Below are 14191 nucleotides of genomic sequence, written 5' to 3' on the forward strand. Positions count from 1 at the left end.
ATGGGCGCGTTCTATGCGTCGGTCGAACTGCTGCGCTGTCCGGAGCTGCGTGGTTTGCCGATCGTGATCGGTGGTGGTCGCCAGGCCGCGCCTGAAACCTTGCCCCACGGCAGCCGGCAATTTGCCCATCCGCGCCAGCACTCGGGCGCGGCGTCGTCACCACGTCCACTTACGAAACGCGGGCGCTGGGCGTGTACTCGGCAATGGGCATGATGAACGCCGCACAGCTTGCCCCCGAATGCATATCTGATACCGGCGAACTTCGATTCTCACCGTCACTACTCGCGCCTCTTCAAGGCCGCCGTTCGGGCATTGGCCCTCGCGCGAGCATATCTCGGCGCGAAACAGGCTGAACGCCGTTCAATTTGGGCGCGGACGCTTGCGGGCATTTTTCTCACATACGTCAAAGAAACCGCAGATCAGCCCACGTAGCTATCCGGGGAAATGCCACTCGCAACGGGTTGCGTCACCGACTCTGAGCTGGCCGCCCTGCCCGGCAATCACGATTGCGTTCTGTCCGAACGTGAGCCCGCCGTCCACGCGCGGGTCGGCACGCCATCCCGCCAGCGTGTCGAGCGGTTCGTGCGGCCACGCCGGGTCGGGTGCGCCGCGCGTCTGGTCGACTGTCGTAATCGGACAGCGCGCGCAGGGTTTGACCAGACGCAGCACGACCGGCACACGCTGGTGCTCGCCATGCGCGTCCAGCCGCACGGTATCGACATAGTCTTCGTCGAAGGCGTCGAGATCGCCGGCCAGTACGATGTTGGGACGAAAGCGGTTCATCGGCACCGCGCTCGCACCTTTACCGGCAAGACGGCGGTTGATCTCGTCGAGAGAGGACTCGTTGGTCACGAGCAGTGGAAAACCATCGGCGAATTGCACCGGAGCTTCGATCTCGCCGGTCCATTTCCTGCTGGCGTGGCGAACCGGGTCAGGGTCGAAACGAACCAGCCTCACCGGCGCGGCCAGCGCCCGTGAAAACCATTGCGCGGCGGCATCGCCTTCGTCAAGCGCGCGGAAGCTGTCCTTCCACACGGTGACGCGAACCGTGCGCGCATGCGCCGGTGCGTCGAACGGCAACGCGAACGTGTCGTGCAGCGTTGGCGCGGAAAGCTCGAGCCGGTCTGCTGCAAGCGCGGTGCGAATCGTCGCCATGCGCGGATATTCGCGCTGCGACACGAACCGGCCATCGCCCTCGACCACCATCCAGTGACGATCCCAGCGAAGCCCGTGCGACACCACGTCGGCCGCTTGCAACGCAATGCCGGCACAGGATTTGATCGGATAGACGTACAGCGCACTGATAAAAGGCATGGCCGGGACAAGCGAGAGAAATTGATCTGAAATTTCCACGTATCGTACATCGTCCCGCAACCTGCCCGTGAGAATGCTTGCAGGCGCAACGATGACGGCGACCGTTGCGGCAGCCCTCGCTCGTATGCCGCGCCTACGAGGCCGGCCGAATCGATCTTCGCCGCGGCGCAACGCCTGCGCCCGGGAGGTCGCAACGGCGGACCCGCCTCAGCGCAACGCCTTCGCTGCCACATAAGGCCCGCTTGCGAACTGATATCACGCTTCGTGCAACGCCGCGAGCAGCCGCTCCGGCGTCAACGGCAGATCCCGCACGCGCAGGCCAAGTGCATCGGCAAGCGCATTGCCGATCGCTGCCGCAGTCGGCCCTGCCGCACATTCACCCACACCGAGCGGCGGCAGCTCCGGATGCGGCAAAATATGCACGGCAAACTCGCCGGGCACCTCGTCGAAACGCAGGATCGGATAATCGTCCCACGAGCGCGACGTGATCTGCGTCTGGTCCCACCGCACCGCTTCCTTCAAGGTCCAGCTTGCAGCCTGCAATACGCCGCCTTCGACCTGGTTCATCAGGCCGTCCGGGTTGATGACCTCACCGGCATCCACCGCGACCGTCACGCGTTCGAGCAGGATCCGATCGGTAACCTCCACTTCGATCACCACCGCGCAATAGGCCGCGCTGTTCTTGTACTGGGCGAAGCCGACGCCGCGTCCGCGCATTGCGTCGGCGCGTTTGGCCTCGGGCCTCGCATCGTGCCAGCCGGACTCGCGCGCTACCGTGTCGAGCACGGCGATCGCGCGCGGGTCGTCGAGATGCGCGATCCGGAAAGCGATCGGGTCGATCCTGGCCAGTGCCGCGAGCTCGTCCATCGCCGATTCGATCGCAAACACATTGGCAAACGCGCCCAGCGTGCGCAACGCCGAGCAACGCAACGTGCGCGCCGGCACGAAGTGATAGACGACCTCGCGCCCGGCCATCTTGTACAGCGGCTGCGCATTGCGCTGTCCGCCGCCGCCTTGCGCGAGCGGAAAATCGCGCGGCTCGGGCAGCGCGCCCGGCTGTTCGCGATGCCAGGCCGCCAGCAAGGCCGCGCCATTGCCGGTGCCCGGCCGCACCGCATGCGTGTGACTCCACACATCGTAGCGCCAGTGCGCGATACGGCCGTTCGCATCCAGACCGGCATCGACGCGCATCACCATCGCCGAGCCGAACGATGCCCACGACAGTTCGTCTTCGCGGCTCCATTGCACGCGCACCGGCCGGCCGCACGCGCGCGACAGCAACGCGGCGTCGAGCGCGACGTCGTCCGCGCCGTTGTGGCCGTAGCAACCGGCCCCGTCCTTGTGAGTCACGCTGACCTGATCGGGCGCGAGGCCGAACGTGGCCACCAGTTCGCGCTGCAATGCGAAGCTGCCTTGCGTGTGCGACCACACCGACAGGTGCGGCCGCTCGGGCGCGGCAGCTTGCCAGTGCGCGAGCGCGCAGGCCGGGCCGATCGACGCGTGCGACAGAAAGGGCTTCGAGTACCGCGCGTCGATACGCGCATGCAACTGCGTGCCGGTCGGCTCCACCGCCGCCTCGACCGTGCTCGGCTGGGACGGCAGCGCGGGCAGCCAGCTTTGCGCGGCATCGGGCGCGGGCAAGCTCGTTTCGCCGTCCCAGCGCGCGAGCCGCTGCGCCACCAGCGCGGCCTTGACCGCCTGCTCTTCGCGTTGCGCGCATACGCCGATAAAGCGTCCATCTACCAGCACCTGTTCGACACCGGGCAATGCACGCACCGCACCGGCATCGAAGCCGATGAGCCGCGCGCCGTACGACGGCGGCCGCACTACGCGCCCGTGCAACATGCCGGGCAACTCGAGGTCGTGCACGAACGCCGCGCCGAACAGTTTGGTCGACAGATCGAGGCGCGCCGCGCTGGTGCCGCTGATTTCTCGCGACGCCCAATGCCGCGGCATCGCGCTGCCGTCGGCCGGCGCGTCGAGATCGACGGCGCTTGCGAGCTCGCCGTAGGTCAGCGCGCGCCCGGGATGCGCAGCGCAAGAAAAGCGCCCCTGCGCGACATGCACCGCATCGGGAGCCACGTCGAGCCGCAGCGCCGCCGCCGCGATAAAGCGCTGCCGCACCTCCGCGCATGCTGCGCGCACCGCCATGCCGCCGATCTGCACCGACACGCTGCCGACCGTCAGGCCCTGGTCCGGGCAATGCTCGGTCGCGCCGGCCGTTACGCGTAGCGACGCGAGCGGTACGCAGAGTTCCTCGGCGGCCATCTGCGCGAGCGCAGTGACCGTGCCCTGGCCGAGCTCGACCTTGCCGATAAACAGTTCGATGGGGTTGTCTGCGGCGACGCGAATCCAGCTCGACAGACGCGGATTGGTCGACAGATCGGCATGCAACAGAGGCAGGTTCATCGCGAGGACTCCCTGGCGGCAGCCAGTGCCGCGATCGCGCGCCGCGCCGCGCGCAGAATGCGCACGTGGGTACCGCAGCGGCACAGATGACGATCGAGCGCACGCAGCAGTTCGGCATCGTCGGGAGCGGGGTTGTGTTCGATCAGCGCCGCCACCGACATCATGATGCCGTTGATGCAATACCCGCATTGCGCCGCCTGTTCGTCGACGAACGCCTGCTGCACCGGATGAGGCGCCGCGGCCGTGCCGAGGCCTTCGATGGTGGTCACCGCGCCGCTGCCGAGCGCCTCGAGCGGCAGATCGCAGGACTGCACCGCGCGCCCGTCGATCTGCACCGTGCAACTGCCGCAATGGCCGGCGCCGCAGCCGAAGCGCACGCCCTTCAACTGCAGGTCCTGACGCAGGATGTATAGCAACGGTGTCGACGGCTCAGCCCGCACGCGATGACGCGTGCCGTTAACCGTCAGTTCGAATTCCTGTTGCGAAGATAGAGTCATGTGCGTACCCGTCGGGTCTTGATCTTCAACAGGCGCGCAGCGTTACCGCCCATGATCGCCTGCTGCTGCGCGTCGCTCAGACGGGTGACGCTTTGCACCAGCCCGACTGGATCGTCGTCGCCCATATCATACGGATAGTCGGTACCGAGCAGCACATGGCGCGCGCCGTAGCGTTCGATCATGCTGTCGAGCAACGTGGTATCGAACGTAAGGGTATCGAAATAGAACTTCTTCAGATACGACGACGGTTTCTTCTTCACCAGCACGCGCGCATCGGCACGCGCCTTCCATGCATGGTCCATGCGCGCCGGATAGTGCGGCAGATAACCGCCCGCATGCGCGACGCAGAACTTCAGGCCCGGATAGCGATCCAGCACGCCACCGAAGATCAGATGGCTAACCGCCAGCGTCGATTCGAGCGGATTGCCGATCACGTTGTTGAAGTAGTGGTCGACCATGCGCTCGCCACGGTCGAAGCCGAGCGGATGGATAAACAGCACCACGTCGAGTTCCTGCGCCTTGGCGAAAAAGCGTTCGAGGCCAAGACGCCGGTCGGCCAGATCGATACCGTTGACGTTGGTGTTGATCTCCACACCGCGCATGCCAAGCCGGTTCACACAACGCACCAGTTCGGCGGTGGCCATCTTCGCGTCCTGCAGCGGCACCGTGCCGAGTCCGACGAAACGCTCGGGGTACTGTGCGACGAGCTCCGCGATGCGATCGTTCTGTGCGCGCGACAGGTCGCGGCCGAGGCCCGGCTCGGCCCAGTAGTAGTACTGTCCCGGCGACGGCGATACCGCCTGCATATCGATGCCCATCCGGTCCATATCCTGCAGACGCTCGTCGACGCCGGACAGCTTGCCGCCGCGCTCCTGCATCTGGCGCTGGTTGATCTCGCGGCTCAACGCATTGGCGAACACGATCGCCGGCTCTTTCTCGTGCGGCTTTAGCGGCGCGACCTGGGCGGCCACCTCAACGTTGTGATAGTGGCAATGAATGTCGATGCGCAGCGCACGACCGCGCTTGCTGCGCGCCAGCGTCGCGTCGCCGTTCTTCTGATGCTGGCAGCCGGGCACGTGGCGGCCCGGGGTACAGGTGTGAAACATGAAAGAGTTCCGATAGAAGCGGCACGCGCCGCGAACGTCAATGAATACCCAGATAGCGGTGCAAGGTCGCTTCGCTCGCCTGCAGCTCGGCAGGCTTGCCTTGCCAGACCACGCGCCCGGTCTCGAACAGGTAGACGCGGTCGGCCAGCGACAGCGCGCTGTACAGGTTCTGCTCGACCAGCAGAATGCCGAGGCCATGCGCGCGCAGGCGGCCGAGAATCTCCTCCACCTGTGCGACGGTGACCGGCGCGAGCCCTTCGGTCGGCTCGTCCATCAGCAGGATGCGCGGCCCGGTCATCAGCGCGCGGCCGATTGCGAGCAGTTGCCGCTCGCCGCCCGACAACTGGTTGCCGCGATTGGCTCGCCGCTCGCCGAGGCGCGGAAACGCGTCGAGCACCTGCTGCACGGTCCATGCGCCCGGGCGTTTGCGCTCGAGCATCTGCAGATGTTCGAGCACGGTCAGCGACGGAAACAGCCGGCGCCCCTGCGGCACGTAGCCGATCCGGCGCGCCGCGATCTGGTGCGACGGCAGGCCGCGCAGTTCGGCGCCGTCGAGGCGCACCGAGCCGGCGGTCACCTGCGGCGAGCCGAGCCCCATCACCGAGCGCACCAGCGAGGTCTTGCCCATGCCGTTGCGGCCGAGCAGCGCGACGATTTCGCCCTCGGCCACCTGCATCGTGACGCCGTCGAGCACGGCCGCCTCGCCGTATGCGGCGCTGACATTGCTGATCTCAAGCATGTCGCGGCCTCCCCAGATAGATTTCCTGCACCTGTGGGTTGCGCCGGATTTCAGAGGGCGTGCCCTCCACCAGCACCCGGCCCTGGTACATGCAGACCACGCGATCGACGAGTCCCAGCGCGAGGTCGATATCGTGTTCGATCAGGATCACCGACAAGCTCCGCGGCAAGCCGCGAATCACGTCGGCCATCACCCCCCGCTCGGCGGGCGACAGACCTGCCGCCGGTTCGTCGAGCAGCAGCAGGCGCGGCGCGCTGGTCAGCGACATCGCCAGTTCGAGCTGGCGTTGCTCGCCATATGACAGCTCCTTGACGAGCTGGCTGCGGCGCTGGTGCAGATGGCACTTGTCGAGCGCATCGGCGACCCGCTGGCGCTCGTCATCGCGTGCGCGCCCCGCGCCGAACAATGAAAACTTCGTGCGGCCGAGCCCGCGCGCGGCCAGCAACAGGTTGTCTTCCGCCGAAAGCCCGAAGAACAGGTTGGTGATCTGAAAGGTCCGCGCAATGCCGCGCGCCGCGCGCAGGTTCGGCGCCATGCGCGTGATATCGGCGCCGGCCAGCGCCACCCGTCCACACGAGGCCGGGATCATGCCGGTGATCGCGTTGAACAGCGTGGTCTTGCCGGCGCCGTTCGGGCCGAGAATGGCGCAGCGCTCGCCGGGCGCGATGGTCAGGTCGACGCCATCGACCGCCTTCAGCGCGCCGAAGTGGATGCCGACCTGAGCAAGTTCGAGAAGTGCGGAGTTCATCGCCAGCCTGTTTCGCCAGGAGCCGGCACTAGGCCTTCCCGATGCCCTGGAAAGCCCGCGAATACGAAGGCTGCTTCAGATAGTCGTCCGGCTTGTAGGTCCAGAACTGCGAAACCTGCGGATAGGTTTCGAGCGGCACGTTCCAGTAGCCGCCGCCGGGCCGCTTCTCGACCTGGCGGATATAGACGTCGTAGACGGGATTACCGTACGCGTCCAGATGCACCGGGCGACCCAGCGGCGAGTTCGTCAGCGTGACCTCGCGCACCGCGGCGAGAAACTTCTGCCGGTCCTCCACCTGGCCGTTCACCGCCTGGATCGCCTGTGCGAGCCACATCGCCGCCGAGTAGAACGAGAAGCCGTACAGCGACGGCAGCTTCTTGTAAGCGGCCTGATACGCGTCGACGAACTTCTGCGTCGCCGGGATCGGATTGCCTTCGGCGAAGTGCGCCGACGACACGATGCCGTCCACCTCGGGGCCCAGCGTGCGGATCACCGACTGGTCGGTGAAGTTCTGTGCGCCCATCAACGGAATCTTGCCCTTCATGCCGAAGCTTGCCCATTGCTGGATAAAGCGATTCGCATCGGCGCCGGTTTCCATCGCGAACACCGCATCGGGCGCGGCGCTCTGGATCTGCGCGATGTAGGGGCTAAAGTCCTGCGTGTTCAGCGGGTTCCAGAACTGCCCGGCAATCTTGCCGCCGAGGCCGGTAAACACTTGCGCAAAGCCGCCGCACTGCTCGTAGCCGAACGTGTAATCCTGCGACACCGTGACGATCTTGCGCAGATTCTTCTTGCGATACGCCCAGTCCGCGAGCGGCCGCGACATCTGGCTTGCCGTGTAGCCGGCCACGCGCAGCACGTTGGGCACGCGCGCACGTTGTGTCAGGTCGTCGGCGGCGACCACCGGTATGAAGTACGGCACGCCGTTGCTCTTCGCATATTCGGCCACGGCCAGCCCGGTATTGGCGAGCAGATCGCCGATCAGAAACGCCACGCCCTGCTGTTCGACCAGCTTGCGGGCTTTCTGCAACGCGATGTCGGGATTCGAGCCGTCGTCCTCCACCAGCACATGAATCTCGCGGCCGGCCACCTTGCCGCCGACCTGCGTCCAGTAAAGGTTGAAGCCCTCGACGATCTCCTTGCCGCCGGCCGCGACCACGCCGGTCAGCGGCGCCAGCAAGCCGATCTTGACCGGCCCCGTGCCTTGCGCGAGCGCCTCTAGCGCATGCGTCGACAGCATGAGCCCGCCGAATGCGGCAGCCGAAGTTTTGACGAAGCTGCGACGATCCATTGCTGATTCCCCACGATTTGATATTTTCGACGGCATGGTTCTAGACCTGCCCCGCTTTGCCCGCCGCGCGCGCGAGCCGCGCCGCGCGCTTGCCCGAACGGCTGCGCAGGCTGCCCAGCAGCCCCTCGGGCGCAAAGATCATCACGAGCACGAAGAGCAGGCCGAGCACCATCGACCAGCGTTCCGTGTACGAGCTGACCACGTTCTGCAGCACCACGATCAGCGCCGAGCCGACGATGCCGCCGGCAAGCGTGCCGATACCGCCGAGAATCGCCATCAGCAGGCCCATCACCGACTGCGTCAGAGCGACCGTCGACGGGCTGACGAAGCTGTTGAAAAGCGCGTACAAGGCGCCCGCGACCCCGGCCACGAAACCGGAAAACACAAAGCCGATCAGCAGATGGCGGCTCGTGTCGTAGCCCAGACTGCGCATGCGCGACTCGCTCTCGCGGATGCCGGCGAGCGACATGCCGAACGGCGAGCCGACGAAGCGCCACATCGCGAACATCAGCAGGCCGGCGAGCACCAGCACGAAGTAGAAGAAGCGCGACGGATCGGCCAGCCAGTCGGGCCGCACGTTGCCGCGCAAGCCGTTGTCCGCGCCGGTCACCGACGTCCAGCGCACGCAGACGCCCCACACCACCATGCCGAGCGCGAGCGTCAGCAGCAGGAAGTACACGCCGCTGGTGCGCACCGCAAGCAGGCCGACGATCAGCGACACCGCCATCGCGGCGGCCACGCCCAGCGCACAGCCGGCCCATACGTTACCGCCCGCCACGGTGACGACGTACATCACCACGTAGGTGGCGGTGCCGAAGATCGCGCCGTGACACAGCGACGTGCGGCCCGCATAGCCGGCCATGATGTCGATCGACATCGCGAGCAACGCGTAGATCAGCATCTGCGTGACGAGCCCCGTGCGGTAGCCCGGCGCGACGAGCGGCACCAGCGCGAGCAGCACGGCGGCGAGCGCGGCCGTCGCGGCGGCCTTGCGCGAGGTCTTCCGAAGGTTGTTCATGCGGTGCGTCCGAACAGGCCATGCGGCCGAAATGCGAGCAGCAGCGCCATCGGCCCGAAGATCACGAAGTACGACAGTTCGGGAAACCACACCTGTCCGAAGGTCGACAGCAGCGCGACGGCGAGGCTGCCGAGCGCTGCGCCGACCAGCGAGCCGCGTCCGCCGATGATCACCACGGCAAGGCTGTACACGAGAATTTCCGAATCGGCAGTCGGATACAGTGACAGAAACGCGCCGCCGAGCGCCCCCGCAATGCCGGCGAGCGCCATGCCGAGCAGGAAGGTCGCGACGAACACGACGCGGATGTTGATGCCCATCGCCTGCACGGTCTCGGCATCGTCGACGCCCGCTCGGATCAGCGCACCGAGGCGCGTGCGATTGACCGTCAGCCACAGCAGCACGAAGACCAGCACACCGACGCCGAGCACGAACAGCCGATAGCGCGGGTAATAAAGACCGCCGACCTGCAGCGGGCCCTGCAGCCATTCGGGAATCGGCACGTTCAGCGTATCGCCGCCGAAGATCACCAGCGCCGCATCGTTGATGATCAACCCGAGGCCGAGCGTCAGCAGCACCTGGCGCAGCTCGTGCCCGGCCACGAACCGCAGCAGCGCCTGCTCGACGAGACCGAGCAGCGCCACCAGCGCCGCCGCCGCGACGATGCCGGCGAGCAGACTGGAGGTGGCCGTGGCGACCGAATACGCCGTGTAGCCGCCGACCAGATACATCGCGCCGTGCGCGAGATTGACGATGCGCATCAGCCCGAACACCAGCGTAAAGCCGCTCGCGACGAGGAACAGCAGCGCCGCGAAGGTGAGCCCATTGAGCAACTGGACGGTGGCGAGCATCAGCGCGCGGCTCCGGTGTTTGTTTCCGGCCTGGCGCTGGCGGCGCCCTGCTGGCCGCGATACCAGTCGAGAATCTGCTCGCCGTTCCAGTGCAGCACGCCTGCATGCCGGTTGATATGCTCGTAGACCTTTTCCAGATACCCGATACGGAACGGCTGCCCGCTGATATACGGATGGATTGCCATCGCCATGATTTTCGGCCGCTCAGCGCCTTCCTGGTAATAGCGATCGAAGGTATCGATGCACTTCTGCGTCCAGTACGCCGCTTCGTGATGCTGCACCATCATCATCGTGATGTCGTTGTTTTCCATCGTGTACGGCAGCGTCACCAGCGGGCCATTGCCGGTGGCGATGGTGGTGGGTTCGTCGTCGTAGACCCAGTCGCCGATGTACTTGACGCCCGCGCCCGCGAGTAGTTCAGGCGTCTCGAGCGTCTGCGTCAGGCCCGGACCGAGCCAGCCCACCGGCCGCTTGCCGACGAACTTCTCGAGCACGTCCATACTGCGCTCGATCATCGACTTCTGGTCTTCCACCTTGTGGATCGGCATCTGTTCGAACGCATGCCCCATAAACTCCCAGCCCGCGTCGCGGCAGGCCGCCGCCACCCGCGGGTAGTCGACGCACACACGCGCGTTGATCGACAGCGTCGGGCGGATGCCGAGCAGGTCGTACAGCTTCTTGAAGCGCCAGAAGCCCACCCGCATGCCGTATTCGTGCCACGACCAGTTCGGCACGTCGGGCAGCAGCACGGCGCCGGTCGGCGCCGGCAGCACCTGGCGCGCCATCGGCCGCGCGATGTCCCAGACCTCGAGGTTGACGATGGTCCATACGATCACCCTTGCGTCGCCGGGCAGCTTAAGCGGTGGCCGGTCGACGATGGCGGAGTACCCGGTTCTTTCGCGCGGAATCATGGACATGAATGCAGTTCCTTCAATTGGGGGAGCGGCCGCTGGTGTGGCACCAGGCTCGGGCGCGGGGTCGGTTGCGCGCGGGTGCTCAGGTTGTGAGTTCGGCAAGCGCCATCACTTCATCGGAGGTCATCACGAAACCGAATGCGGTGCGAATGCACAGCAGCGCTGCATCGTGCAGCGCGGGCGCGTCCATCGTGTCGACGCAATCGCTCGGCACGAGCACCGCATAGTCGAGCGAGCACGCGGCGGTGACAGTCGACAGCACACAGCTGTTGGTATTGACGCCGGTGACGATCAGCGTGTTGATGCCATGCGAGCGCAACAGGAAATCGAGGTCGGTAGCGGTGAAGCAGTTGTAGCGCTTCTTGGTGTCCACCACCCAGTCGCGCGCTGCGTCGTGCAGACCGGGCATGATCGTGCAGCCCGGCATGCCGGTCAGGTTGTGCTTCAGCACGTTCTTGCGCGGATTGTTCGGATCTTCGGCGCGCGTGCGCCAGAACGCATTCACCCGGATCTCCTCGACGTCGCGGTAATGCGTGACCAGATGCACGACCGGGATCGCCTGGCTGCGGCACCAGTCGAACAGACGCCGGTTTGTGGCCACCACGCGCGCGGCGACGTCGGGTGCAGCCGGCATGGTGGCCACTTCCATGTCCAGATGCCCGCGATGCAGATCGATCGCGACCACCGCCGCCCTGACTTTGTCGACACCGAAATTCATGAAGATTCCTTATTGCAGGTTGTTACGGGAGAGCGTCAGCAGCGCGCGCTGATCGATGCCCAGGCGATCGGCGAGCCAGTCGCCGAGCAGTTCCTGGCCGATCGTCGGGTTGTCGTGCTGGCAATGCTCGGCGCCCGTCTCTTCCTCATCCAGCAGGCGCAACGTACAGTCGACGCCTTTCGCGACGCCGTAGTCGTAAACCTTGCGCGCCTGCGAGACCGTCAGTACGTCGTGACCGCCATGCATCACCAGATAAGGGCAGCGCATATGCTCCAGATGCCCTTCCAGCGCGAACTCGCGCGCCTTGTCCATGGCCGCCTTCATGCTCGGCCGGCCGAACACCCACTTGATGTGCATCGCCAGCCCGTGGTCTTCGCCGGCGCTGCCCCACATGTCGGTGATGCTCGAGATCGCGCCGTGCGATACGCAGGCGGCGAGGCGGTGCTCGTAACAGGCCGCGCGCGCCGCGTAGTAGCCGCCGAGACTCGAACCGCACACGGCGATGCGGGCCGGATCGACGTCGGCGCGGGTTTCGAGGTAATCGATGCAACGTCCGATCGGCACTTCGGTATCCGCACGATTGACGATGCGTTGCCGGCGCAGCGCGCCGCCCTGCCCGGGGCCGTCGATCATCAGCACCGAGATGCCGCGTTGCAGCGCGCCGTGCGCCTGCATGAACCACATCTCGTCCTTGATCGAATCGAGTCCGCCCATGCAGATCAGCACCGGCTGGCGCGCCACCGGAAACGGCGCGCGCACGAAATAGGCCGGCAGCGCGCTGCCGTTTTCGTATGGAATCTCGAGCACTTCGCCTGCAGGACTCAGTTGCCGCAGGAAACCGTGACTCGATCTTTCCATCAGCGTGAAGGTATCGAGGCGGCGCGGATCGTCCGGGTTCAGGAAGAACTCCGCCTGGCGGAAGTAGTTGGCAGCACGCAGATAGCAGTTGATCGACGTGCGCACGTGGCCCAGCGCTTCTTCGGCCTGCGCGCGCTGCAGATTGCGCTCGCCGGTAGCACGCCATTCGACGTGCCAGCTGTCGTCGTCGCCGGCGACGATGCGCGCGGCGGTTCGCAATGCTTCGCTGACCGCGCCGCCGCCCTCCTGCGTTTCGCCGAGGCCGCGGCGAAACTGATACGAGAACCATGGATGCTCCGGCCAGTGGTGCCAGCCGAATGGCTCGTAGTGAGCGTTGAGGTTCGCCGTGATGGTACCGATCGCGTTGTCTTCAGTCTGCATGCGTGACCTCGTGGAACTCACGTTTTGTATACATAACTGAGCAACAGGCGTGCCAATTCGCAGGCGTAGCCAATCATTAAATGCGCGATGCCCAGTCTCCGTGGGCTTCGTCGGATCAAACAACAACCGCCGACCCGGTTGACGGTCACCGATAAAATGCCTACAAACAAGAGGTAATGTGCTGTTCTGATGCACAGCCTGCGATTGCGGCTTCCGAATCGGTGCGCGGATTGCCCGGTTCGGTGCAGGCGTCGGCTGATAGAAAGCATCGTTGCAACGCGCTCGCAAAATCCATTTTTGGATACAATCAGGCAACAGACAGCATATTGATACGACCACCCGATCCACTTCGGAAGGCCTGCCGCCATGACCAAGCAAGTCCCCGCCGCCGACCCGAGCGCGCAGCCCACGCAACTGCAGCTTGCCGATCCTGCCAGCATCACGCGCTCGCAGTCGGTCACCGATCGACTCAGGGAAGCGATTCTCGCCGGCGTGTTCTCGCCCGCCGAGAAGCTACAGGAAGTGCCGCTAGCGAAGATGCTCGACGTGTCGCGCACGCCGATTCGCGCGGCGTTGCATCGGCTGGCGGCCGAGGGCATGCTGGAGTACGCACCGAACCGCGGCTACAGTGTGCGCAACCTCGCTACCGCCGAGCTGCTCGAAGTGATCGACATACGCGGCGTGCTCGAGGGGCTCGCTGCGCGGTTCGCGGCCGAGCACGGACTGACGCCGCCACTGGAAGCGATCTATCGCGAGGCGCTCGCCGACGGCGACACGCTGCTCGCGAAAGGCATGCTGTTGCCGGAAGACAAGCCGCTGTTTCGCGACGTCAATGTGCGCATCCACGATGCGATCGGCCAGGCCGCCGGCAACCGCATGATCAACGACATGATTCGCCAGTGCCACAACGTGCCGATGTCGTCGGACCGTAACATCCTGTGGGACGAATACCGCTGGAAGCTGCGCAGCCACGACGACCACCACCGGCTGTTCGAGGCGATCATGGCGCGCGAGCCGTACCGCGCCGAACAGCTGATGCGCGAACATATTCACAGCATCAAGTCGCAATTGCGCGAGCAGCTGGCGGGGCGCGCGCTGCCCGGCGATGCAACGTCGGCGCATGCCGGGTGACCGAGTTGCCAGAAGGTGACGTGGTACCCGCCGCCGCCCGCGATCGCGTTCCACACGTACCGATACTGCCCGCACAGCTTGAGGATGCCGACCTCGCACGTCGCGCCCGGCTGCACCGCCTGTCGACCATCCGGAAACCGCTTTGCGCGAATGATGCACTCATCGCTGTACGGCCATCGGTCTCCTCGAACTCCCGCGTTGCCTCGCACACGTGCAGCG

General features: G+C 65.7%; 13 protein-coding genes and 1 pseudogene. 2 read left to right on the forward strand and 12 right to left on the reverse strand.

Annotated features, from left to right (window positions below; genetic code table 11):
* Positions 1–306: pseudogene (locus BTO02_RS29290) on the forward strand (Y-family DNA polymerase); the annotation flags it as partial.
* A gap of 126 nt (positions 307–432) precedes the next feature.
* On the opposite strand, the gene BTO02_RS29295 reads toward BTO02_RS29290, so the two are convergent.
* From BTO02_RS29295 to BTO02_RS29350, 12 genes are all read right to left on the reverse strand, one after another.
* Positions 433–1314: an MOSC domain-containing protein gene (locus BTO02_RS29295; protein ID WP_075160552.1), complete on the reverse strand. Its 882-nt coding sequence runs from the start codon at positions 1312–1314 to the stop codon at positions 433–435.
* Positions 1315–1569: 255 nt separating this feature from the next.
* Positions 1570–3807 carry a xanthine dehydrogenase family protein molybdopterin-binding subunit gene (locus tag BTO02_RS29300; protein ID WP_083615432.1) on the reverse strand — a complete coding sequence of 746 codons (2238 nt, stop codon included), beginning with the start codon at positions 3805–3807 and terminating at the stop codon, positions 1570–1572.
* A complete protein-coding gene (locus BTO02_RS29305) occupies positions 3720–4220 on the reverse strand; it encodes a (2Fe-2S)-binding protein (RefSeq protein ID WP_075160553.1) in 501 nt (166 codons plus the stop codon). Before BTO02_RS29305 ends, BTO02_RS29300 begins: the two co-directional genes overlap by 88 nt.
* The gene (locus BTO02_RS29310) at positions 4217–5326 is read right to left on the reverse strand and encodes an amidohydrolase family protein (RefSeq protein ID WP_083615433.1); all 1110 of its coding nucleotides are present in this window, start codon (positions 5324–5326) and stop codon (positions 4217–4219) included. Before BTO02_RS29310 ends, BTO02_RS29305 begins: the two co-directional genes overlap by 4 nt.
* 37 nt (positions 5327–5363) lie before the next feature.
* Complete coding sequence (locus BTO02_RS29315) at positions 5364–6065, reverse strand: ABC transporter ATP-binding protein (RefSeq protein ID WP_075160554.1); 702 nt, start codon at positions 6063–6065, stop codon at positions 5364–5366.
* On the reverse strand, positions 6058–6813 hold the full coding sequence (locus BTO02_RS29320; protein ID WP_075160555.1) for an ABC transporter ATP-binding protein: 756 nt from the start codon (positions 6811–6813) through the stop codon (positions 6058–6060). Before BTO02_RS29320 ends, BTO02_RS29315 begins: the two co-directional genes overlap by 8 nt.
* Before the next feature lie 28 nt (positions 6814–6841).
* Positions 6842–8104, reverse strand: a complete 1263-nt coding sequence (locus tag BTO02_RS29325; protein WP_075160556.1) for an ABC transporter substrate-binding protein — start codon at positions 8102–8104, stop codon at positions 6842–6844.
* Between the two features lie 40 nt (positions 8105–8144).
* Positions 8145–9122 carry a branched-chain amino acid ABC transporter permease gene (locus BTO02_RS29330; protein ID WP_075160557.1) on the reverse strand — a complete coding sequence of 326 codons (978 nt, stop codon included), beginning with the start codon at positions 9120–9122 and terminating at the stop codon, positions 8145–8147.
* Positions 9119–9970 (reverse strand): branched-chain amino acid ABC transporter permease, encoded by an 852-nt coding sequence (locus BTO02_RS29335; RefSeq protein WP_075160558.1) that lies wholly within the window; start codon positions 9968–9970, stop codon positions 9119–9121. The genes BTO02_RS29330 and BTO02_RS29335 overlap by 4 nt, the downstream gene beginning before the upstream one ends.
* The gene (locus BTO02_RS29340; protein ID WP_075160559.1) at positions 9970–10887 is read right to left on the reverse strand and encodes a polysaccharide deacetylase family protein; all 918 of its coding nucleotides are present in this window, start codon (positions 10885–10887) and stop codon (positions 9970–9972) included. The genes BTO02_RS29335 and BTO02_RS29340 overlap by 1 nt, the downstream gene beginning before the upstream one ends.
* A gap of 79 nt (positions 10888–10966) precedes the next feature.
* Positions 10967–11602 carry a cysteine hydrolase family protein gene (locus BTO02_RS29345; RefSeq protein ID WP_075160560.1) on the reverse strand — a complete coding sequence of 212 codons (636 nt, stop codon included), beginning with the start codon at positions 11600–11602 and terminating at the stop codon, positions 10967–10969.
* Between the two features lie 9 nt (positions 11603–11611).
* Positions 11612–12841, reverse strand: a complete 1230-nt coding sequence (locus tag BTO02_RS29350; RefSeq protein ID WP_075160561.1) for an alpha/beta hydrolase family protein — start codon at positions 12839–12841, stop codon at positions 11612–11614.
* Positions 12842–13207: 366 nt separating this feature from the next.
* Here BTO02_RS29350 and BTO02_RS29355 point away from each other — a divergent pair, with 366 nt between their 5' ends.
* Positions 13208–13972 carry a GntR family transcriptional regulator gene (locus BTO02_RS29355; protein ID WP_083615435.1) on the forward strand — a complete coding sequence of 255 codons (765 nt, stop codon included), beginning with the start codon at positions 13208–13210 and terminating at the stop codon, positions 13970–13972.
* Positions 13973–14191 lie beyond the last annotated feature (219 nt).

The organism is Paraburkholderia sp. SOS3 (genome assembly GCF_001922345.1).
In the GTDB taxonomy this organism is placed as follows: domain Bacteria; phylum Pseudomonadota; class Gammaproteobacteria; order Burkholderiales; family Burkholderiaceae; genus Paraburkholderia.

Excerpts from the sequence above, each read along its gene's own strand:
- BTO02_RS29295 (WP_075160552.1), bottom strand. The coding sequence starts at position 1,314 with ATGCCTTTTATCAGTGCGCTGTACGTCTATCCGATCAAATCCTGTGCC.
- BTO02_RS29305 (WP_075160553.1), bottom strand. The coding sequence starts at position 4,220 with ATGACTCTATCTTCGCAACAGGAATTCGAACTGACGGTTAACGGCACG.
- BTO02_RS29310 (WP_083615433.1), bottom strand. The coding sequence starts at position 5,326 with ATGTTTCACACCTGTACCCCGGGCCGCCACGTGCCCGGCTGCCAGCAT.
- BTO02_RS29315 (WP_075160554.1), bottom strand. The coding sequence starts at position 6,065 with ATGCTTGAGATCAGCAATGTCAGCGCCGCATACGGCGAGGCGGCCGTG.
- BTO02_RS29320 (WP_075160555.1), bottom strand. The coding sequence starts at position 6,813 with ATGAACTCCGCACTTCTCGAACTTGCTCAGGTCGGCATCCACTTCGGC.
- BTO02_RS29325 (WP_075160556.1), bottom strand. The coding sequence starts at position 8,104 with ATGGATCGTCGCAGCTTCGTCAAAACTTCGGCTGCCGCATTCGGCGGG.
- BTO02_RS29330 (WP_075160557.1), bottom strand. The coding sequence starts at position 9,122 with ATGAACAACCTTCGGAAGACCTCGCGCAAGGCCGCCGCGACGGCCGCG.
- BTO02_RS29335 (WP_075160558.1), bottom strand. The coding sequence starts at position 9,970 with ATGCTCGCCACCGTCCAGTTGCTCAATGGGCTCACCTTCGCGGCGCTG.
- BTO02_RS29340 (WP_075160559.1), bottom strand. The coding sequence starts at position 10,887 with ATGTCCATGATTCCGCGCGAAAGAACCGGGTACTCCGCCATCGTCGAC.
- BTO02_RS29345 (WP_075160560.1), bottom strand. The coding sequence starts at position 11,602 with ATGAATTTCGGTGTCGACAAAGTCAGGGCGGCGGTGGTCGCGATCGAT.
- BTO02_RS29350 (WP_075160561.1), bottom strand. The coding sequence starts at position 12,841 with ATGCAGACTGAAGACAACGCGATCGGTACCATCACGGCGAACCTCAAC.
- BTO02_RS29355 (WP_083615435.1), top strand. The coding sequence starts at position 13,208 with ATGACCAAGCAAGTCCCCGCCGCCGACCCGAGCGCGCAGCCCACGCAA.